The organism is Corynebacterium sp. (assembly GCF_030152825.1).
GTDB lineage: Bacteria > Actinomycetota > Actinomycetes > Mycobacteriales > Mycobacteriaceae > Corynebacterium.
Map to the genome: position 1 here is coordinate 1 of NZ_JASLIP010000050.1, position 19,564 is coordinate 19,564.

Here is a 19,564-nt window from a genome sequence, read left to right on the forward strand (position 1 = left end):
ACTGCCCGCACCCCAGGGACGACGGAGCGGTCCGTGAGGTAGCCGTTGAGTTCGGCGACGTCGCTGGGGAAGTTTTCCGCATTGCGCGGGTCGCGGCGCAGGGCGCGGAGGGTGTTCTGGTCGGTGCCGGGTGCCCGGCCAAGACCCAGATCGATGCGGCCGGGGTGCAGCTCCGCGAGGGTGCCGAACTGCTCGGCGACAACGAGAGGGGAGTGGTTCGGCAGCATCACGCCGCCCGCGCCCAGGTTGATGGAGTTGGTGTTCGCCGCGACGTGGGCGATGAGCACCGCCGGCGCGGAGCTGGCGATGGAGCGCATGTTGTGGTGCTCGGCGTACCAGATGCGCTTGAAGCCGAGCTGCTCGGCGCGCTGGGCGAAGCTCACGGAGCGTTCGAAGGAGGCGCCGGGGCGTTCGCCGTCGAAGATCAGCGCGAAGTCGATCAGGGACAGTGGGGTGTGATTCGAGTTAGTCATCACCACCGTCTTACCACCGAGCAGCGAGTGACGGGGTGGCCGCCGAGGTTGAGCCCGTCAGCTGGGTTGGGCCTGCGAGTATTTTTCGATCGAGTTTAGGGCCCGTGGTCGGTTCGTGCGCCCGGGTAATAATGGGAAAAGGGGCCTGCCGGGAACGTCCCGACAGACCCCTTCAAGAAGCCCCAGCGCAGGTTTAGCCGAAGCGGCCAGAGATGTAGTTCTGGGTCTCTTCCTTATCCGGCTTGCTGAACAGCTGCTTGGTGTCGTTGAACTCGATCAGCTTGCCCGGCTTGCCGGCACCCGCGATGTTGAAGAACGCGGTCTTGTCGGACACACGCGCGGCCTGCTGCATGTTGTGGGTCACGATGACGACGGTGAAGCGGTCCTTCAGCGTGTTAATCAGGTCCTCGATAGCCAGGGTGGAGATCGGGTCGAGCGCGGAGCACGGCTCGTCCATGAGCAGGACCTCTGGCTCCACGGCGATGGCACGCGCGATGCACAGGCGCTGCTGCTGACCACCGGACAGGCCAGAGCCCGGTTTGTCCAGGCGGTCCTTGACCTCCTCCCACAGGTTCGCGCCGCGCAGTGCCTTCTCGGTCAGCTCGTCGGCCTCGGACTTGGAGAGCTTCTTGTTGTTCAGACGAATGCCGGCCAGCACGTTGTCCTGGATGGACATGGTGGGGAAGGGGTTGGCCTTCTGGAAGACCATGCCCACCTCGCGGCGGACGTTGACCGGGTCAACGCCGGGGCCGTAGATGTCCTTGCCATCCATCTTCACGCTGCCCTCGACGCGGGCACCAGGGATGACCTCGTGCATGCGGTTCAGGGTGCGCAGCACGGTGGACTTACCACAGCCGGACGGGCCGATGAACGCGGTCACGGACTTCGGCTCGATGGTCATGGTCACCCCCTCGACCGCGCGGAAATCGCCGTAGAAGATGTTCAGATCCTCGATGTCGATTTGCTTAGACATTTTTCCTCCAGTGTTTTGTGTGCGCACCGCTTCGGGTGGGCGGGGAACCGGCTTCTTTGGGACGTCGCCGGCTCGGCGTGAGTGATTAAGTTCTTCTTTTTGGGGTGTTGCTCTCGGGGTTGGGCCCGGGAGCGCCATCTCCCGGCGGCCTTAGCGGCCGGACTTCGGGGCGAGCACCTTGGACAGGATGCGGGCGCCGAGGTTGAGGAGCATCACGATGACAATGAGCAGGAGGGCTGCGGCCCAGGCACGGTCGGTGGACGCGATGGCCGCGGTACCAGGTGCGGTCGGGCGGGTGACGGAGTCGTAGATGAAGGTCGGCAGGGTGGACATCCAGCCGGAGAAGACGTTCCAGTTCACGCTCGCGGCGAAGCCCGCGGTGACCATGATCGGGGCGGTCTCACCGATGACACGAGCGATGGCGATGGTGATGCCGGACAGGATGCCGGAGATCGCGGTCGGCAGGACGATCTTCATGATGGTCTTCCACTTCGGCACGCCCAGGGCGTAGGAGGCCTCGCGCAGGTCGTGCGGCACCAGTCGCAGGATCTCCTCCGTGTTACGAACCACGACCGGGATCATGAGCACGGAGAGCGCCACGGCGGCGGAGATACCGGACTTAGCGGCCGTCAGGTTCTCTGGGGCGACCAGCTCGATCACCGTGGAGAACAGGGAGAACGCGAACAGACCAGCGACGATGGACGGGATGCCCGTCATGACGTCCACGAAGAAGGTGATGGCACGGCCGAGTGCGCCGGACTTCTTGTCGTTGGCGTACTCCACCAGGTAGATCGCGCAGAGCACACCGACCGGGATGGAGATGATCGCCGCGGCGAGGGTGATCAGCAGGGTACCGACGATCGCGTGGTGGAAACCACCCATGAGCTCGGACTCGCCGGCCGCGAACTCCTTATCGTAGATGCCCTTCATGCCCTCCATGGAGCGGTTCAGCAGGGAGCTGTTTTCGATCAGCACCGGGCCACCCTTTTCGATAGCCATCCACAGTAGGGAGACCAGTGGCACCAGCGCGAGGGCGAAGGCGGAGGAGACGAGCACGGTGGCCACGCGGTCCACGGCCTTGCGTTTGCCCTCGACGGCGGCGGACCAGGCGAAGGTCACCACTAGGTTGAACAGGCCGGCCAGGAAGGCGGCCAGGGCGATGGAGAAACCATCCGAGATGAGGGCCGTGACGACGATCGCGGCGATGACGGAGCCAGCGATGATGGCGTAGGGAGCCCCCTTCGGCAGGTGGTTGACGACCAAGTGCGAGGCGCTGCTGTTGCCCTTCGCGGGGGCCTGTGCTCCCTCGCGTGGAGCATCAACGGTTGCGGTGTTCTTCTTGTCAGCCATGAGATCAGTGCCCCTTGACGGTCGTGCGTGCGACGATCCAGCGCGCGGTCATGTTCACGATCAGGGTGATGGTGAACAGAACCAGGCCGATCGAGATGAGTTCGGACATGCGCAGGCCCGCTGCCTCTGGGAAGTTCTGCGCGATCTCTGCCGCGATGGTCTGGTTACCGGACAGCAGCAGGGAGACGATGAGGCCACCGGAGGAGAGCACCATGGCCACTGCCATGGTCTCGCCGAGCGCGCGGCCGAGGCCCAGCATCACTGCGGAGACGATGCCGGAGATACCGAAGGGCAGCACGGCCATGCGGATCATTTCCCAGCGGGTTGCGCCGAGAGCCAAGGCTGCCTCTTCCTGCAGGCGTGGAGTCTGCAGGAATACCTCGCGGACCAGGGAGGTGATGATCGGCAGGATCATGATGGACAGCACCAGGCTGGCGGTGAGCAGGGTGCGGCCGGTCTGAGAGACCGCGCCGTCGTCGTCGGGGGAGAAGATCGGGATCCACCCCAGGTACTTCGCGAACCACTCGTAGAGCGGGACGAAGCGACCGGACAGCGCCAGACCCCAGAGGCCGTAGACGACGGACGGAATGGCTGCCAGCAGGTCGATCGTGTACCCCAGCACCGGGGCCAGCTTGCGGGGAGCCATGTGCGTCGTGAACAGGGCGATGCCGATGGCGAACGGGGTGGCCACGATCAGGGAGATGATCGCGGAGATCAACGTGCCGATGATCAGCGGGAAGACGTAGGCGAGGAAGCCACGGCCACCGGTGATAGTCGTCGGGTCGTCGAAGGAAGCCTTGATGGTGTCCGTGGACTGCAGGAAGAGGAAGAACGCGACACCAGCGAGGATGGCGAGGATCAGGACGCCAGCGGCGAGGGCGAGGAAAGAAAAGATTCTGTCCCCGGGCCTAACGACGGGTCCCTTCTTTGCCTGCTTCGCGGGCGCAGCGGTGGCTGTGTCAGCTGACAAGAGAGCTCCTGTGCGGGGTGAGTGAGGGGTGATATGGGGTGCAAATCAAAGTGGCTGATTCGCACGTGAAGCTGGGTTGGTCATTCGAGAGGTGTTTTCGAAAGACCAACCCAGCCTCGTGTTCTGCGTGCGTCAGTTGCGCGGCGTTGTTACTTCTTGACCTCGATCTGGTCGAGGACCTTGGTGATCTTGCCGCGAAGCTCATCGGAGATCGGGGCGGAGCCGGCGTTGTCTGCTGCGGACTGCTGGCCCTCCTCGCTGACGACGAAGTTCTCCCAGGCCTTGACCAGGTCGACCTTCTCCTGGCTGTCGTAGCTGGAGCAGACGATGTGGTAGGAGACCAGGACGATTGGGTAAGCACCCTCGGCGTCGATGTCGCGCTTCAGCTCGACGGCGATGTCGCCCTCGTGGCGGCCCTCGGCGACCGGGGACTCGTCGACGACCTTGGCAGCAGCCTCTGGGGTGTACTCGACGAAGTCCTCGCCGACCTTGATGGCGGCCTTGCCCATGTCGTCGGAGATGGCGGAGGCGTCGGCGTAGCCGATCGCGCCCTCGGTGTCAGCGACGAGGGAGACCACACCGTCGGTGCCCTGTGCGGCCTCGCCACCGTACTCAGCCGGGAACTCCTCGGCGGCCTCGTGTGGCCACTCGGCCTCAGTGGCCTTGTTGAGGTAGTCGGTGAAGTTCTTGGTGGTGCCGGACTCGTCGGAGCGGTGGACGGCGGTGATCTTGGTGTCCGGGAGGTCTGCCTCCGGGTTCAGCTCGGCGATCGCCGGGTCATTCCACTTGGTGATCTTGCCAGCGAAGATCTTCGCAGCGGTGGCGGCGTCGAGGTTCAGCTTGTCCACGCCCTTGAGATTGAAGGCGATGGCGATGGGGGAGACGTAGACCGGGAACTCGAAGGCGCCGTTTTCGCCACAGACCTTCTTGGACTGTGCGATCTCGTCTTCGTCCATAAAGGCGTCGGAGCCAGCGAAGTCGGCCTTGCCTGCCAGGAACTGCTTGCGGCCTGCGCCGGAGCCATCCGGGGAGTAGTTGATGTTCGCGCCGGAGTTCTGAGCAGAGAAGTCGGTGGTCCACGCCTGGATGGCGGCCTTCTGGGAGGATGCGCCGATGCCAACGAGGCTGCCGGAGACCTGCTGGCCATCGTTGCCGGAGCCAGCCTCCTGGTCGCCGGTGGCGGAGTTTCCGCCGCAGGCGGTCAGGGTGAGAGTGGCTGCAGTTAGGACTGCAGCTGGAGCGAGGCGGTTGAGCTTCACGTAAGGAGCCTTTCTTCTTTCAACTACGTGCGGGTTTTCCCCGATACAAATGAAAAGATAAAAGGCGTGGGTGACGACCGGTTCCCTTTTAAGTGAACCTTAGGTGAAGTTTTGGTTATCACAGCTCAGGGGCTATATTTTGGGCTTGGTTTTCGCTTTGAGGGCGCCGCTGGCCCGGGTTCGTTAACCAACCCGGGCCAGGAGATTGAGTGGCGGCGTGCGCAGCCACGTCATCGTTGCGGCTTAGTTCTGTGCGTCTTCCTGCGTCTCCTCCGGGGTGCCGGTCAGTGGCTTGCGCCCGCTCTGGGTGTCGTACATGCCCGCCAGAACCGGCTCGAAGCTGCCGGTCAGCAGGTACTCGACGCGGTGGGAGACATTGACCGCCTGGTCGCCGAAACGCTCGAAGTAGCGGGAGATGAGGGTGACGTCCGCGATCTGGCTTGGGGAAATCTCGCTGCGGGCCAGTTCGCCGATGATGGTGAACACCCGCAGATGCAGGGTATCCATCTCCTCATCGATGGCCGCGATCATCGGAACGGCGGAGGTACCTGGCTCGGTGAGCAGCTGGACGAGGGCACGGCCGATGCGCACAGCAGTGGAGCCCATGTGTGTGAACACGTCGCGGAACTGGTCTGGGAGAGCGTTCTCCGGGTAGCGGATGCGGACCAGGGAGCCGATGTGGCGGGCGAGGTCGCCCATGCGCTCGATAGCCACGGACATCTTGAGCGCGGAGATGACCACGCGCAGGTCAGCGGCGACCGGGGCCTGCAGTGCCAGGACTTCAGCGGAGCGCTGGTCCAGGTCTGCCTGCATGCCGTCAATGGAATCATCATCGCTGATGACCTGCTGGGCCAGTTCCAGGTCATTATTGAGCAGCGCCTCCACGGACTTCTCCATGGCTGAAGTGGCCTTCTCGGCCATCTCGACGAGGCTGTCTGCGATAGATTCGAGTTCGTTGCGGAAGACTTCGCGCACTCGAGGTCCTTTCTTTACAAATCCAGTGTGGGCGAGACCCACGACATCAAAGACGAGGCTTGCAGCCCGAGGTGAACTCGGAGTTTCAGTGGTGTGAATTCCACACGAAACCTTGCGCTCAGCCCCACCCGCTCCGTGGTCAGCCGCCTGCTTGCAGTTTAGAGTGGTGGCGTGGATGTGTTGCTCATTTCGCTTATCGCTGGTGCGGTCGGCGTTGTTTTAGGTCTTCTGCTCAGTCTTCTGTTCCGGGCGGTCGGGCGTCGCCGGCAGGTCGTCGAAACTGACCCGGACGAGGGGCTGCCCGCGGGCATGGACGAGGTCCTGGCCGCACTTCCCAGCGCGGCCATCGTCATCGACTCGGACGGTGCGGTGATCAAGGCCTCCACCGCGGCCTACGCTCTGGGCCTGGTCGACGGTCCCGCCTTCGGGGCACCGCAGTTGCAAGAGACGGTGGCTCGCGTTGCGGACCGCCGTATCTACGAGGACGTCAACTTCGTCATTAAGCACGACGCGAACGAATACTCCCGCCGTTTTCTTCACGCGGGCGTCGCCCCGCTGGGTAAGGGCTATGTGCTGGTGCTGTGCGATGACGAGACGGAGTTCCACCGCGTCGAGGCCGTGCGCCGCGACTTTGTGGCCAATGTTTCCCACGAGCTGAAGACTCCCATCGGCGCGATTTCGCTGCTGGCCGAGGCCGTGACGGATTATTCCGATGACCCGGAGGCGGTGCACCGCTTCGGGGGCAAGATCCAGAAGGAATCCACCCGGCTGGTTCACCTGGTGCAGGAGATCATCGACCTCTCCCAGGTCCAGGACAACGAGGAGCTCGAGTCTTCCGCCGTCATTGAGGTCTCCGACGTGGTGGAGGAAGCGATCGATCGGGCACGGACGAACGCGGAGTCCAAAAACATCACGATCAACGTTGCGCTGAACCCTGACCTGCGGGTGGAGGGCTCCTTCGATTTGCTGGCTAAGGCGGTGCGCAACCTGGTGGATAATGCGGTCAATTACTCCAGCGCTGACACTGAGATCGGTATCAGCACTGAGCGCCGTGGCAATTCCGCAGCGGTGATCGTAACGGACCACGGCATCGGGATGAGCTCGAAGGAGACGGACCGTATCTTCGAGCGCTTCTACCGGGTCGACCCGGCGCGTTCCCGTAATACGGGCGGTACCGGCTTGGGGCTGTCGATCGTGAAGCACATCGTCGCCACGCACGGCGGCAAGATCAAGGTGTGGAGCCGCCAGGGTGAGGGTTCGACCTTCACCGTGCTCCTGCCACTTGCACACCTCGACCGGCAGTACGACAACGAAGCATCCAGCGAAGTAGTGACTGGCGGCTAGGCCGTCGGTAGGTAAGAGAAGGAATAAGGAAAATGACGAAGATTCTGTTGGTTGAGGACGAGGAGTCCCTGTCCGATCCGCTGTCCTACCTGCTGGAGCGGGAGGGCTATGACGTCTCGATCGCGGAGGACGGTCTGAAGGCTGTCGAGATGTTCGAGCTGCACGGTGCGGACATCATCCTGCTGGACCTCATGCTTCCTGGCTTGCCGGGGACGGAGGTGTGCCGGGCGATCCGGGCGAAGTCCATGGTTCCGATCATCATGCTGACGGCGAAGGACACGGAGATCGATAAGGTCGTCGGCCTGGAGCTGGGGGCGGATGATTATGTGACGAAGCCGTACTCTTCCCGTGAGCTGCTGGCTCGTATCCGGGCGGTGCTGCGCCGCGGCCAGGCGCAGGGGTCGGAGGGCGGCAGCAATGTGCTGGAGGCCGGGGGAGTGCGCGTGGACGTGGACCGCTATGTGGTCACGGTGCGTGGGGAGGATATGCAGCTGCCACTGAAGGAGTTCGAGCTGCTGGAGATGCTGGTGCGCAACGCCGGTCGCGTGATGACCCGTGAGCAGCTGATTGACCGCGTGTGGGGATCTGACTACGTGGGCGATACGAAGACGCTGGATGTCCACGTCAAGCGGCTGCGCACGAAGATTGAGGAGAACCCGTCGAAGCCGGAGCTGCTGGTGACTCTGCGCGGGCTCGGTTATAAGTTCAACGCCTAGGAATAAAGAAATCCCCCGGCAGGAAAACCTGCCGGGGGATTATCAGTGGTGGGCCATCAGGGATTCGAACCCCGGACCCACTGATTAAGAGTCAGTTGCTCTAACCAACTGAGCTAATGGCCCATCTTGCTGCGAGGTGAACACTGCCTTGCATGTGCTCTCCGTGGCAACGAGATGAAACTATATTAGGCTTTTTAAAACTTGGCAAATCGCCAGGTCACCTAGGAAAACGGTGCTTTTATAACAGTGTTCTAACACTTGCCACGTTGCGCACCCGGTTTGTCTGACCGACCGGCTAAGCTAAGCGGGTATTAGAAATTGCCAGCGGACCCGCCACCCACCGCGGTGGCAGGAGCCCGCGCGAACTGCTGCCGAAGGTTTCCCATGCCCGTCCACCGTGTGAGCGGACACCACTGGGGAAGGCTGGAAACCGGCAGCGCCCTACCAGGGAGCCCATGATGTCCTTTCTTTCGCGAATCGGTCAGCGCCAGGCCGGACGTGCATTGAACCCTCGCCGTGCCATCCTTGCCACCGTGGCGGCAGCCAGCCTCGTCACGCTCGGTGCGTGCACGATTGACACCGAGCGTACGAAGGACGACGCCCCGGCTACGGAAGAAGCGCAGGAGAAGAAGGTCGGAATCACCGCCTCCGTTAAGGACGGAGCCGAGGGTGTCAACCCCACCGAGACCGTGACGTTGACCTCCGACAAGGCAATGTCCGACGTCAGCCTGACCGACGGCGCGGGCAACGTCATCGAAGGCAAGCTCAGCAAGGACAAGACCGAATGGCGCAGCACGGGAGGGATGGAATACGGCTCGGCCTACACGCTCACAGCCACCAACGATGAGACGGACCTGAACCAGACCTTCACCACGATCCAGCCCAACGTCCTGACCAACGCTTATCTCGCGCCGCTGGACGGGGCCACGGTGGGCGTAGGCCAGTCCATCGCACTGAAGCTCGACTCCGTCCCCACGGACCGCAAGGCTGTCCAGGACGCGATCAGCATCAAGACCGAACCGAAGGTGGAAGGAGCGTTCTACTGGATCAGCAACACTGAGGTCCGCTGGCGCCCGGAGAACTACTGGAAGCCGGGAACCACCGTGACCGTGGACGCGAAGCTGCGCGGCGTGGACTTCGGCGACGGCCTGTACTCCGCGGACGACCGTAAGGCGAAGTTCACCATCGGGGACGACATCCGCGCCGTCGTCGACGACGCTGCGAAGACGATGACCGTGACGAAGAACGGTCAGACGCTGAAGACGATGCCGACATCCAACGGCCGCGATAACACGCAGTGGGCGACCCCGAACGGCGTATACCAGATCGGCGACCAGTACGAGGCGCTAACGATGGACTCCAATACCTTCGGCTACTCCGAGGCTGAGGGCGGGTACGTCACGGACGTGTCCTACGCGACCCAGATGAGTTACTCCGGGATCTACATCCACGCAGCCCCATGGTCGGTGTGGGCGCAGGGCAGCCAAAACACCTCGCATGGCTGCATCAACCTGTCCATGGAGAACGCGAACTGGGTGTACCAGAACTTCAAGCGCGGGGATATCGTCACGGTGAAGAACTCGACCGGCCCGACGCTGCCGGGCTACGACGGCCTGGGGGACTGGAACATTGATTGGAAGACCTGGAAGGCCGGTAACGCCGACGACGGCCCGCAGTACTAAAACGGAGGCTTAGGCACGCCACGCCCGGGCCGCGGCCCGGGCGGTGACGGCGGCCTTGCGGGGTGCGGAGACCCGGATTCGGCCCGCCATGATCTCCTCGACGCTGGCCTGGTCCAGCAGCTCAGTGAGCTCGGCGAACAGCGCGTGGGCGGCCGCAACTCCTGCCCGCGCGGTGGCGGGCAGCAGGCCGATGGTGCTCTCCGCCAGGGTGAGGTCGGCGCGGATATCTGCGATATAGGCGGCCTTCTGCTGCATGGTGAGGGGAGCGGCTGCGGGGGCGGGGGTCTCGCGTGGGGTGGCACTGGTGGCGTTGTTCGTGTGGGACGGATCGCCCGGGCTCGCAGGCTGGTCGGTCATCGCCTCGCCGGAGACGTAGTTCCGGCCCAGCTTCTGGGTGTCCTCGGCCATGTCGCGGAGGAAATTCACTTTCTGAAAAGCCCGCCCCAAGGCCAGCGCTCCTTCGTTGGCCCGGCTGCGGCGCTGCGCGGACCACGGGCGCCCGCGACCGGCGGAGTCCGCGGCGAAGATGGCGTTGCACATCAGCCCAATGACCTCGGCGGAACCGTGGACATAAGAGTCGACGCTCGCGGCGTCGTGAACCGCGACGAGGGTGTCCTGACGCATGGAGGTGAAGAAGTCCCGCAGGTCGGCGTCCTCGATCCCGCACTCGTTGGCGGTCCGGGCGAAGGCGTGCAGCACCAGGTCCGTGCTGAAGCCGCGGTCGCAGGCCTGGTACACCGCTTGCTCGTAGGCATCGAGGGTGGCGCGGGTGGCCTCGGCGTTCAGTCCGGCACCGGCGGCGACCCCGTCGACGACCTCGTCGGCCACCCGCACCATGGCGTAGAGGTTGCGCACGTGGGTGCGCACCGGCTCGCGCAGCAGGGAGGAGGCCAGGGAAAAGCTGGTGGAATATCGCCTAATGACCTCAGCAGCCGCGCGCTGGGCCACGGTGGCGTACTTCTCCGCGGGGCTAGGGTGCGGACGGTGGGGGAGCTTCATGATGGATCTGACTCTAGCCCACCGGGTGCAGCCGACCATCGCCCGCACCGAGCAGGCAGCCCCGCGTAGGCTGGTGGTGCTCCAGCGGGGGCGCTCCGTGCGCCCGCGCTGAGGATTAATAAAGCAGGAAAAAGAGGAAGGGATGAGCAGTCATGGCTGCACAGGTCTACAAGGTTGAGGGCATGAGCTGCGGGCACTGCGAGGCCGCGGTGACCGAGGAACTCTCGGCGCTGGGCGGGCTCAGCGACATCACCGTGTCCGCTGAGAAGGGCACCGCCACCTTCGATAATGACGGCACCGTCAGCGAGGAGCAGATCATCGCCGCCATTGACGAGGCGGGCTTCGACGTAGCGCGCTCCTAAGCCTGCTGGCGCTGTTGTTGCTTCCTCCGGCTCCGCGTGACCAGGTAGACCACCGAGCCGAGAAACGGAAACACCAGGATCACCAGGAACCACAGCAGGGCGGCTCGGGGCGTGTTCTGATCCTTGAACAGCAGGATTAGCGCGGTTGCTAGCAATACGACCCAAGCGACCGCCAGCCCTGCCCACAGGAGGTCGTATGCCGGCGGAATCGTGTTATCGCCCTTCATGGGGAGGGAGTCACCAGCAGCGAGAGTAAGCTTCATGGCTTCTAACTATAATGTCGCGGGGTCCGCATGCGGGGTTGCGTGCTCAGGGGGCAGGGGGCGCTGGTTCGTGGAAGGTCCCACGGCAACGCAAAATCCCCGGCAGGTTAACCTGCCGGGGATTTTCTCTGGGGTGACTGACGGGACTCGAACCCGCGACACCCAGGATCACAACCTGGTGCTCTACCAGCTGAACTACAGTCACCATCACTGCTCTAAGACAGCGAGAACTATATTAGGCCAGAACCAGAAAAGCGCCAAAACGCCAGCGTGGAGGCCCCGGAACCTGCCGGCATCCCGCCGCGCAACCGCACAACAGTGACCCCGTGGAACGCGGCGTCGTCCTTATGAGCGAGCGCCGAGCCAGAGCCCTGACCTAGGCCCAGGGCTCGACCGCTGCCTCAGCGGCCGCCAGGATCTGCCCCTTATCCGGGCCGGGCGCGTCGACCATGATCGCGTGCCGGTAGAACGCGAGCTCCTGGATCGACTCCTGGATATCAGCCAGCGCCCGGTGGGAAAGCCCCTTCTGCGGCTGGCCCGCGTACACCTTGGGGTACCAGCGGCGCGCGAGCTCCTTGATGCTGGAGACGTCGATCATGCGGTAGTGCAGGAACTCGTCCAGCTTCGGCATGTACTTCGCGATGAAGCGGCGATCCGTGCCGATGGAGTTGCCCGCCAGTGGCGCCGCCCGCTCGACCTCCACGTAACGCTGTACATACTCCAGCACTTGCTGCTCCGCCTCCGCGAGAGAGAGTGTGGACGCGCGGATCTGCTCCGTCAGCCCCGAGCGGGCGTGCATGTTCTGCACGAAGTCATCCATCTCGGCGAGCTCGTCCTCGGTGGCGTGGATGGCCAGGTCGATGCCCTCGTCGAGGGGGCGCAGTTCGGCGTCGGTGACGATCACCGCGATCTCCACCAGGACGTGACGGTCGGGGTCCAGACCGGTCATCTCGCAGTCTGCCCAGACGATGCGGTCGTTCTTCGCTACCTGATTAGGGGTGGACACTGTGTTCCTTGGGTTCCTTCGTTCTTGCTTCTTAGTTCTGCTGCTTCTGCGCCGCTTCCTCCGCCGCGACCTCGGCCGCCATCTTGCGGTAGAGCTTCGCCATGATCGGCGCGCTCACGCGGCGGGGGACGTAGGTGGACAGGAAGTTCATCGCCTTCGACAGCGGGCCAGGGACGACGCGCAGCTTGTTCGCGGCCAGCGCCTCCAGCGTTTCGATGGCGCAGTCCTCGTAGGTGGTCCAGACGAAGTCCGGCACCGCCCGATCCACGCCGGTCTTCTTTTCTTCCTCCTTGACCTCCTCGCGCACGGGGCCTGGAGCCAGCAGCGTGCACTTGATGCCCTTCGGCTTCAGCTCGTAGTGCAGGGCCTCGGTGTAGGTGTTGACCATGGCCTTGGTACCCACGTAGGTCGCGTTGCCGGGGATCGCCATGTTTCCGGCCGCGGAGCCAACATTGACGATGCCGCCCTCGCCGCGGGCCAACATCCCGGGAAGGACGGCGGCGGTGAGCTCGAACAGTGCGGTGGCGTTCAGTTCGAACTGAGCGCGTTCCCCGCCGTAGTCGAGGTCGGTGAAGTCGCCGAAGGTGGCGATGCCGGCGGAGTTGATGAGGATGTTGACGTCCAGGTCCTCGACCTCGGCGATGAGCTCCGCGCGGGCGGCGGCGTCGGAAAGGTCAACAGAACGGATGCGGACGTCCCGGCCGGGCAGCTGCTCGGCGATGGCCTCCATGGGGCCGGTGGAGCGGGCAACCAGGATGAGCTCGTGCCCGCGGCGGCCTAGTTCGAGGGCCAAGGCCTCGCCGATGCCGGAGGATGCGCCGGTGACGAGGGCGAAAGTGCCAGCCCGGGGGTAGGGGATGCTGTGCTCGGTGGTCAAGAAGGCTCCTCACGTTGGCGGATGGGGGCGCAGGCTTAAGCCAGCGCGGGGTTCCTGCTCACCGCAACAATCCACGCGGGGTATGCGCGGGCGGTGAACCTTTAAGAACCGTGCTGGGTCAATCCTAGGTCACCGGCGCCAGTGAGGTAGCCGCCCCTTAAAAGCAAAAAGCGCCCCCGGCAGGATTCGAACCCGCGACACATGGGGTAGAAACCCACTGCTCTAATCCACTGAGCTACGGAGGCGTGCAGCGAGCGTGTTCCCGGCTACCGGGTGCTGCTACGCACCATAGGTTAGTTGATGCCTGGGGAAATGGTAATCACCAGGTCGGGGGGTATTGTGTGAGTCATGTCTGCACCTGTGAAGAACGCCTCTGCCCCCGCCCAATCGGGGAGCGGTGCACAGAAACTAGGCCCGCCAATCCTCGTCTACGTTGCCGCCGCGCTCGTGGCTGGCATCGTCGGCGCTGTCATCAGCGTCGAGTTCTTGGGCGAGTCCCTCGCTGCCCTCGGTGTGCCGGATCCGGGTACTGCGACAACCTTCGGCCTGCCTTTCCTGCGTTCCGCCGCCACGCTGATTGGCTGCATGGGTATCGGTGGGTTCCTGATGAGCGCCTTCGGCACCCCGCCGCGTAAGGACGGCTACCTGGATTACGACGGCTACGCCGCCGCCCGTACCGGTCAGTGGGGCATGTTCCTGTGGGCCGTCTGTTCCCTCATTCTGATCCCGATGTACATGTCGGATGTCTCGGGCTCGCCGCTGAAGGAAACGCTCAAGCCGGACCTGTGGGGTGTGGCGATTCAGCAGGTCTCCACCGCCAAGGCCTTCCTGGCCGTGGCGATCATCGCTGGGCTGACGTGGTTCTTCTCCCTGCTGACCCGAAAGTGGATCTGGCAGCCGGTTTTCCTGGCTTTGGCGCTGTGCACGATGATTCCACTGGCCTTGGAGGGGCACTCCGCCTCAGGCGGTAACCACGACTATGGCGTGAACTCCCTGCTGTGGCACGTGATGGCCACCGCCGTGTGGGTTGGTGGTCTGATGGCCCTGGTCGCGCACGCGAAGCGCCGCGGCCCGCACCTGGCGCTGATCACGAAGCGCTATAGCTTCGTGGCCTTCTGGGCTTTCGTCGCGGTGGTTCTCTCCGGCCTGGTGAACGCTGCGATCCGCGTGCGCTTCTCCGAGTGGCTGACCACTGACTACGGCCTGGTCATCACCGCCAAGGCGGTGCTCGGCATCGTCCTGCTGGTGTGTGGTTACCTGCACCGCAAGTCGATCATCCCGAAGCTGGAGGCCGCCGAGGGGGAGGGTGGTGGCTCCACCGCCGAGGCGCGTAAGGCGTTTAGCCGCCTGGCGATCGGCGAGGTCCTGGTCATGGCGGGCGCTATCGGCGTGGCCATCTCCCTGTCCCGCATCCCGCCCCCACTGCCGCAGCAAATCGAGATCACCACGATGGACATTCTGCTGGGCTTCCGCATCACCGAGCCACCGAACTACCTGCACATGTTCGGCATGTTCCGCCTGGACTTGATCTACGGCGTGGGCGCGATCATCCTTCAAGTGCTATACATGTGGGCCTGGTTCACGCTGCGCAAGAAGGGGCAGGATTGGCCACTCAACCGTCTGCTGTGGTGGACCGCCGGCAACGTCTTCCTTCTCTACGCCACGAGCTCCGGGCTGGGCATGTACGCGATGGCGATGTTCTCCCCGCACATGCTGCAGCACATGATCCTGGCAATGGTGGTCCCGATCTGTTGGGCGCTCGGTGGCCCGATGACCCTCTTCCTGCGAGCACTTCCCGCCGCCGGTCGCGACGGGGTGCCGGGGCCGCGCGAGTGGTTGGTGGTATTCATCAACAACCCGATTTCGCGCTTCTGGACCCACCCCATCGTCGCGGGCATCCAGTTCGTCGTGGGCTTCTACTGGCTGTACCTGTCCACCCTCTTCGACTGGATGGGCAGCAACCACTCCGGCCACCTCTTCATGATCGGGCATTTCCTGATCTCGGGTTATATCTACTTCTGGGTGATCATCGGGGTGGACGCCGCCCCGCGCCAGGTCTCGGCGTTTAACAAGATGCTGGTGCTCTTCGGTTCCGTGGTCTTCCACGCTTGGTTCGGCATCGCCCTGATGCAGATGCGCAGCCCGATGAATGCGGATTACTATCAGCGCCTGGACTTCCCCTTCCCTGTGGATATCCTCCACGACCAGTGGGTCGGAGGCGCGATCGCGTGGGGTCTGGGCGAGCTGCCGCTGCTGATCGTGTCCATTGCCCACGGTGTGCAGTGGTACCGCTCCGAGGACCGTGAGGCGAAGCGCTACGACCGCCACCAGGACCGCACCGGTGGCCAGGATCTGCAGGCCTATAACGCGATGTTGGCCAGCATGGCCGGCGAGGGCGGGGACTTCGGCGAGAAGGAGTATTACACCGCCGACTACGAGACCGAGTCCGTGCAGAGCCAGCTGCACACCGAAAAGCAGCGCCGCCGCAAGCAGGTCCGCCGCCGCAAGGGGCAGAAGTTCACCGACCTGCCGTCCCCGGAGTATGGCGCGAACATCCCGGGCGCTTACGGCCAAGCCCCGGAGCCCGGCGTTAAGTCCGACGACGCTTCCGCCGAGGACGCCGACTAGCCCCGTTACCGTTACTTTTCGAGGACGTCACCAGCTCCGCCTGGTGGCGTTCTTTTTCTTTGTTATTCACCGTGGACCTGCAGGGCAATGTGGCGGGGAGATCACGGCGGGCACGAGCCGTCAAGAGCCACATGAGTGGCTCTGTGGACTTCTCACATGCCGGGAACGCTATCCACAGCGTGGGTCTGCGAATCAGGTGCGCTGGCCGGGGCATTCGGTAAACCAATGGCTACGCGCCGCAGCAGAATCCGCGGCGTGGTGCTCAAAGAAGGACCTACCGGCGGGGGAGCTAACTGCCGGTGGGGGACAAGCAATTCACGCGAAGAAGGAGTGGTCCACGATGAGCAGCCAGATGGCAACGATTCACCTCACCGGAAACATGGTGAGCAACCCGGAGATGAAACACCGCACGGAGGATGCGGCGATGGCCGTGTTCCGCATGGCGGTCAACCACCGCTATCAGGACCGCAATGGCCAGTGGGTGGACGGCAGCCCCACCTTCGTCACCGTGCAGTGCTGGGGGAAGCTGGCCCAGAATGTGGTGAGCGATGGCTACAAGGGCATGCCGGTCGTGGTGGTCGGTCGGCTCTACCAGTCCACGTGGACGGCGCAGGATAGCGGGGAGAAGCGCTCCGCGTTGCGTATCCGGGCCAGCCACGTCGGCGCAGACATGGGCCTGCGCCGGGTGACGGTCACACGCGAGGAGCCGGTGGGTAATAAGCAGCAGTCCGATCAGGACGGCGCCGATGTGGCCACGTCGCAGGCCGAAGGCGCTGCGGCAGAAGACGCGGCACAGGGAGGCGAGAACGAGGAGCGTGAGCTGGTTGGTGCGGCAGCACCACCGTTCTAAAAGCAACTTGTGCTTGGGGCTGCGGAATCGGGGGGGATCCGCAGGTAGCGGGGGAGACAACGGCCGGGGCGAAAGGGGGCGCCCCGGCCGTTGGTCTTGCAGTAGGAGATGAATCAGGTAGGGCAGCAGAGGAATCTTGAAATCGGTGCCGAACACGTAGACTATGGGGCAGCGATTTATCGAACTTTTTCTTCAACGGAAAGGCTGAAGTAGTTCACCGTGGGCGAATTTATCTACACCATGAAGAACGTGCGCAAGACGCACGGCGACAAGGTCATCCTCGATGACGTCACGATGATGTTTTACCCGGGCGCCAAGATCGGCGTCGTGGGACCAAATGGCGCCGGTAAGTCCTCGATCCTGAAGATCATGGCCGGCCTGGACCAGCCCTCCAACGGTGAGGCCTTCCACGACCCAGGCGCGACCGTGGGCATCCTGCAGCAGGAGCCGCCGCTGAACGAGGAGAAGACGGTCCGCGAGAACGTCGAAGAGGGCCTGGGCGACATCTTCGAAAAGAAGCAGCGCTTCGAGCAGATCGCCGAGGAGATGGCGACCAACTACACCGACGAGCTCATGGAAGAGATGGGCAAGCTCCAGGAGGAGCTCGACGCTGCTGACGCCTGGGAGGTCGACTCCAAGATTGAACAGGCCATGGAGGCCCTGCGCTGCCCGCCGTCCGATGAGTCGGTGACCAACCTCTCCGGTGGTGAGCGCCGCCGCGTCGCTCTGGCGAAGCTGCTGCTCTCCGAGCCGGACCTGCTGCTGCTCGACGAGCCGACCAACCACCTGGACGCCGAGTCCGTCCTATGGCTGGAGAAGCACCTGGCCGACTACAAGGGTGCCGTCCTGGCCGTGACCCACGACCGCTACTTCCTGGATCACGTCGCAGGCTGGATCTGTGAGGTCGACCGCGGCAAGCTCTACCCCTACGAGGGCAACTACTCCACCTACCTGGAGACCAAGGCCAAGCGCCTCGAGGTCGCTGGCAAGAAGGACGCCAAGCTGCAGAAGCGCCTGAAGGAGGAGCTGGCCTGGGTCCGCTCCGGTGCCAAGGCCCGCCAGGCGAAGAACAAGGCCCGCCTCGAGCGCTACGAGGAGATGGCAGCGGAGGCCGAGCAGTACCGCAAGCTCGACTTCGAGGAGATCCAGATCCCGACCCCGCCGCGCCTGGGCAACCAGGTCGTGGAGGTCAAGAACCTCACCAAGGGCTTCGGCGACCGTGTCCTGATCAAGGATCTCTCCTTCACCCTGCCGCGTAACGGCATCGTCGGCGTTATCGGCCCGAACGGTGTGGGTAAGACGACGCTGTTCAAGACCATCGTTGGTCTGGAGGAGCCGGACTCCGGCGAGGTCAAGGTCGGCTCCACCGTGCAGCTGAGCTACGTGGACCAGAACCGCGAGAACATCGACCCGGAGAAGACCGTGTGGGAGGTCGTCTCCGACGGCCTGGACTATATCGTCGTCGGCCAGAACGAGATGCCGTCCCGCGCATACCTCTCCGCATTCGGATTCAAGGGTGCGGACCAGCAGAAGCCGTCCAAGGTGCTCTCCGGTGGTGAGCGCAACCGCCTGAACCTCGCGCTGACCCTGAAGCAGGGCGGCAACCTGATCCTGCTGGATGAGCCGACCAACGACCTCGACGTCGAGACCCTCGGCTCCCTGGAGAACGCGCTGCAGAAGTTCCCGGGCTGCGCCGTCGTGATTTCCCACGACCGCTGGTTCCTGGACCGCACCTGTACCCACATCCTCGCCTGGGAGGGCAACGTTGCTGAGGGCCAGTGGTACTGGTTCGAGGGCAACTTTGAGGACTACGAGAAGAACAAGGTCGAGCGCCTCGGCCCGGAGGCGGCACGTCCGTCCCGCGTCACGCACCGTCGCCTGACCCGCTAAGCGCTTAACCCGCTAAGCAGGGGCTTTACCGCTCGCGCTGTACTAGCGTGGGCGGTATGACCCCGCTGCGTTCAATCTCCGATACCCCCATCGCCGAGCTGCCCGGCTATCAGCGCAACTTCGCGCCCGGCCGGCTTTCGGTGGGGCTTTCCCTGCCCATCGGGCGCCGCGATAGCGGGCACCCCGCGGGAGTAGCCAGTACAGCAGGATCGGAGAGCAGCGCAGACCCCGCCGCCGACCTCGCCGAACAGCTCCGCCTGATTCGACTCGCCGAGGACGGCGGCTTTTCTGCTGTCTGGGCACGCGATATCCCCTTGAGCGTGGAGACCTTCGGAGACGACGGGCAGGTCTACGACCCCTGGATGTACCTGAGCTACATCGCGGCGCAAACCTCGAGGATTGCGCTGGGGACTGCGGCGATCGTCGTCCCCTTCCAGCACCCCCTGCTGATGGCCAAGCGAGCCGCGAGCATAGACCGGCTCAGCGGCGGGCGTTTCCTCATGGGTATCGCCACCGGCGACCGCCCGGAAGAATTCCCTGCATTCAACCAGGAGCAGGGTGTCAGGGACGAACGCTTCCGCGAGCACCTCGCCGTCTACACCAAGGCACTGCGCACCAGCATGCGACCGATCCGCTGGTCCGAGGGCAAGGTTGGCGGGGCCGAGGTGCTCCCGAAGCCCACCGCCCACCACGTGCCGGTGCTGGCCACCGGCTCCTGCCAGCAGACCCTGGAGTGGAAAGCCGAGCACACCGACGGCTGGTTCATGTACCACAAGGGACTAGCGATCCAGCAGAAGAACGTCGAGCAATGGCGCGCAGCCGTCGCAGACGCTTGCGGGGAAGGGGCCTTCAAACCCTTCCTGGAGGCGATGTGGATCGACCTGCACGAGGACCCGGACGCCCCCGCCCAGGGCGGAACCTTTGGCTACCGGCTCGGGCGGAACACC

18 protein-coding genes and 3 tRNA genes are annotated in these 19,564 nt (G+C 64.0%); 8 read left to right on the forward strand and 13 right to left on the reverse strand.

Annotation, left to right across the window (positions count from 1 at the left end; genetic code table 11):
• The 6 genes from Q1V78_RS05930 to phoU form a co-directional block, all read right to left on the reverse strand.
• Positions 1 to 473 (reverse strand): MsnO8 family LLM class oxidoreductase (locus Q1V78_RS05930; protein WP_300612643.1); only part of this gene is annotated, 473 nt, incomplete at its 3' end.
• A 193-nt stretch (positions 474 to 666) separates the two neighbouring features.
• Positions 667 to 1,446, reverse strand: coding sequence for a phosphate ABC transporter ATP-binding protein PstB (gene pstB / locus Q1V78_RS05935; RefSeq protein ID WP_300612645.1), 780 nt, complete (start codon positions 1,444 to 1,446; stop codon positions 667 to 669).
• A 150-nt stretch (positions 1,447 to 1,596) separates the two neighbouring features.
• Positions 1,597 to 2,796, reverse strand: coding sequence for a phosphate ABC transporter permease PstA (gene pstA / locus Q1V78_RS05940; RefSeq protein WP_300612647.1), 1,200 nt, complete (start codon positions 2,794 to 2,796; stop codon positions 1,597 to 1,599).
• 4 nt (positions 2,797 to 2,800) lie between these two features.
• The gene (gene pstC / locus Q1V78_RS05945) at positions 2,801 to 3,766 is read right to left on the reverse strand and encodes a phosphate ABC transporter permease subunit PstC (protein WP_300612649.1); all 966 of its coding nucleotides are present in this window, start codon (positions 3,764 to 3,766) and stop codon (positions 2,801 to 2,803) included.
• Between the two features lie 149 nt (positions 3,767 to 3,915).
• Positions 3,916 to 5,025 carry a phosphate ABC transporter substrate-binding protein PstS gene (gene pstS, locus Q1V78_RS05950; protein ID WP_300612651.1) on the reverse strand — a complete coding sequence of 370 codons (1,110 nt, stop codon included), beginning with the start codon at positions 5,023 to 5,025 and terminating at the stop codon, positions 3,916 to 3,918.
• Positions 5,026 to 5,268: 243 nt separating this feature from the next.
• Positions 5,269 to 6,000: a phosphate signaling complex protein PhoU gene (gene phoU, locus Q1V78_RS05955; RefSeq protein WP_300612653.1), complete on the reverse strand. Its 732-nt coding sequence runs from the start codon at positions 5,998 to 6,000 to the stop codon at positions 5,269 to 5,271.
• Positions 6,001 to 6,171: 171 nt separating this feature from the next.
• On the opposite strand from phoU, the gene Q1V78_RS05960 reads away from it, so the two are divergent.
• Positions 6,172 to 7,344 (forward strand): ATP-binding protein, encoded by a 1,173-nt coding sequence (locus Q1V78_RS05960; protein ID WP_300612655.1) that lies wholly within the window; start codon positions 6,172 to 6,174, stop codon positions 7,342 to 7,344.
• 32 nt (positions 7,345 to 7,376) lie between these two features.
• Complete coding sequence (locus Q1V78_RS05965; RefSeq protein WP_300612657.1) at positions 7,377 to 8,060, forward strand: response regulator transcription factor; 684 nt, start codon at positions 7,377 to 7,379, stop codon at positions 8,058 to 8,060.
• A gap of 46 nt (positions 8,061 to 8,106) precedes the next feature.
• Here the strand turns inward: Q1V78_RS05965 and Q1V78_RS05970 are convergent.
• A tRNA-Lys gene (locus Q1V78_RS05970) sits at positions 8,107 to 8,183 on the reverse strand.
• 335 nt (positions 8,184 to 8,518) lie between these two features.
• Here Q1V78_RS05970 and Q1V78_RS05975 point away from each other — a divergent pair.
• On the forward strand, positions 8,519 to 9,742 hold the full coding sequence (locus tag Q1V78_RS05975) for an Ig-like domain-containing protein (protein WP_300612659.1): 1,224 nt from the start codon (positions 8,519 to 8,521) through the stop codon (positions 9,740 to 9,742).
• A 9-nt stretch (positions 9,743 to 9,751) separates the two neighbouring features.
• Here Q1V78_RS05975 and Q1V78_RS05980 read toward each other — a convergent pair whose 3' ends face one another.
• Positions 9,752 to 10,741, reverse strand: a complete 990-nt coding sequence (locus Q1V78_RS05980) for a squalene/phytoene synthase family protein (protein WP_300612661.1) — start codon at positions 10,739 to 10,741, stop codon at positions 9,752 to 9,754.
• A gap of 152 nt (positions 10,742 to 10,893) precedes the next feature.
• Between Q1V78_RS05980 and Q1V78_RS05985 the strand changes: the two genes are divergently transcribed.
• Positions 10,894 to 11,103 carry a heavy-metal-associated domain-containing protein gene (locus Q1V78_RS05985; RefSeq protein ID WP_300612662.1) on the forward strand — a complete coding sequence of 70 codons (210 nt, stop codon included), beginning with the start codon at positions 10,894 to 10,896 and terminating at the stop codon, positions 11,101 to 11,103.
• Here Q1V78_RS05985 and Q1V78_RS05990 read toward each other — a convergent pair.
• The 5 genes from Q1V78_RS05990 to Q1V78_RS06010 all read right to left on the reverse strand — a co-directional run bounded on the left by Q1V78_RS05990 (position 11,100) and on the right by Q1V78_RS06010 (position 13,494).
• A complete protein-coding gene (locus Q1V78_RS05990; RefSeq protein WP_300612664.1) occupies positions 11,100 to 11,366 on the reverse strand; it encodes a PLDc N-terminal domain-containing protein in 267 nt (88 codons plus the stop codon). The two genes, Q1V78_RS05985 and Q1V78_RS05990, sit on opposite strands and share 4 nt — an antisense overlap.
• A 129-nt stretch (positions 11,367 to 11,495) precedes the next feature.
• A tRNA-His gene (locus tag Q1V78_RS05995) sits at positions 11,496 to 11,571 on the reverse strand.
• Between the two features lie 171 nt (positions 11,572 to 11,742).
• On the reverse strand, positions 11,743 to 12,372 hold the full coding sequence (gene orn, locus Q1V78_RS06000; protein ID WP_300612666.1) for an oligoribonuclease: 630 nt from the start codon (positions 12,370 to 12,372) through the stop codon (positions 11,743 to 11,745).
• A gap of 31 nt (positions 12,373 to 12,403) precedes the next feature.
• Positions 12,404 to 13,249, reverse strand: coding sequence for a mycolate reductase (gene cmrA, locus Q1V78_RS06005; RefSeq protein ID WP_300612668.1), 846 nt, complete (start codon positions 13,247 to 13,249; stop codon positions 12,404 to 12,406).
• Positions 13,250 to 13,420: 171 nt separating this feature from the next.
• Positions 13,421 to 13,494: transfer RNA gene (locus Q1V78_RS06010), tRNA-Arg, on the reverse strand.
• A gap of 103 nt (positions 13,495 to 13,597) precedes the next feature.
• On the opposite strand from Q1V78_RS06010, the gene Q1V78_RS06015 reads away from it, so the two are divergent.
• From Q1V78_RS06015 to Q1V78_RS06030, 4 genes are all read left to right on the forward strand, one after another.
• The gene (locus Q1V78_RS06015; protein ID WP_300612670.1) at positions 13,598 to 15,877 is read left to right on the forward strand and encodes a cytochrome c oxidase assembly protein; all 2,280 of its coding nucleotides are present in this window, start codon (positions 13,598 to 13,600) and stop codon (positions 15,875 to 15,877) included.
• Positions 15,878 to 16,217: 340 nt separating this feature from the next.
• Positions 16,218 to 16,727 carry a single-stranded DNA-binding protein gene (locus Q1V78_RS06020; RefSeq protein ID WP_300612672.1) on the forward strand — a complete coding sequence of 170 codons (510 nt, stop codon included), beginning with the start codon at positions 16,218 to 16,220 and terminating at the stop codon, positions 16,725 to 16,727.
• Between the two features lie 219 nt (positions 16,728 to 16,946).
• Positions 16,947 to 18,617: an energy-dependent translational throttle protein EttA gene (gene ettA, locus Q1V78_RS06025; RefSeq protein WP_300612674.1), complete on the forward strand. Its 1,671-nt coding sequence runs from the start codon at positions 16,947 to 16,949 to the stop codon at positions 18,615 to 18,617.
• Between the two features lie 56 nt (positions 18,618 to 18,673).
• On the forward strand, positions 18,674 to 19,564 hold an 891-nt coding region (locus Q1V78_RS06030), incomplete at its 3' end, for a TIGR03571 family LLM class oxidoreductase (RefSeq protein ID WP_300612676.1).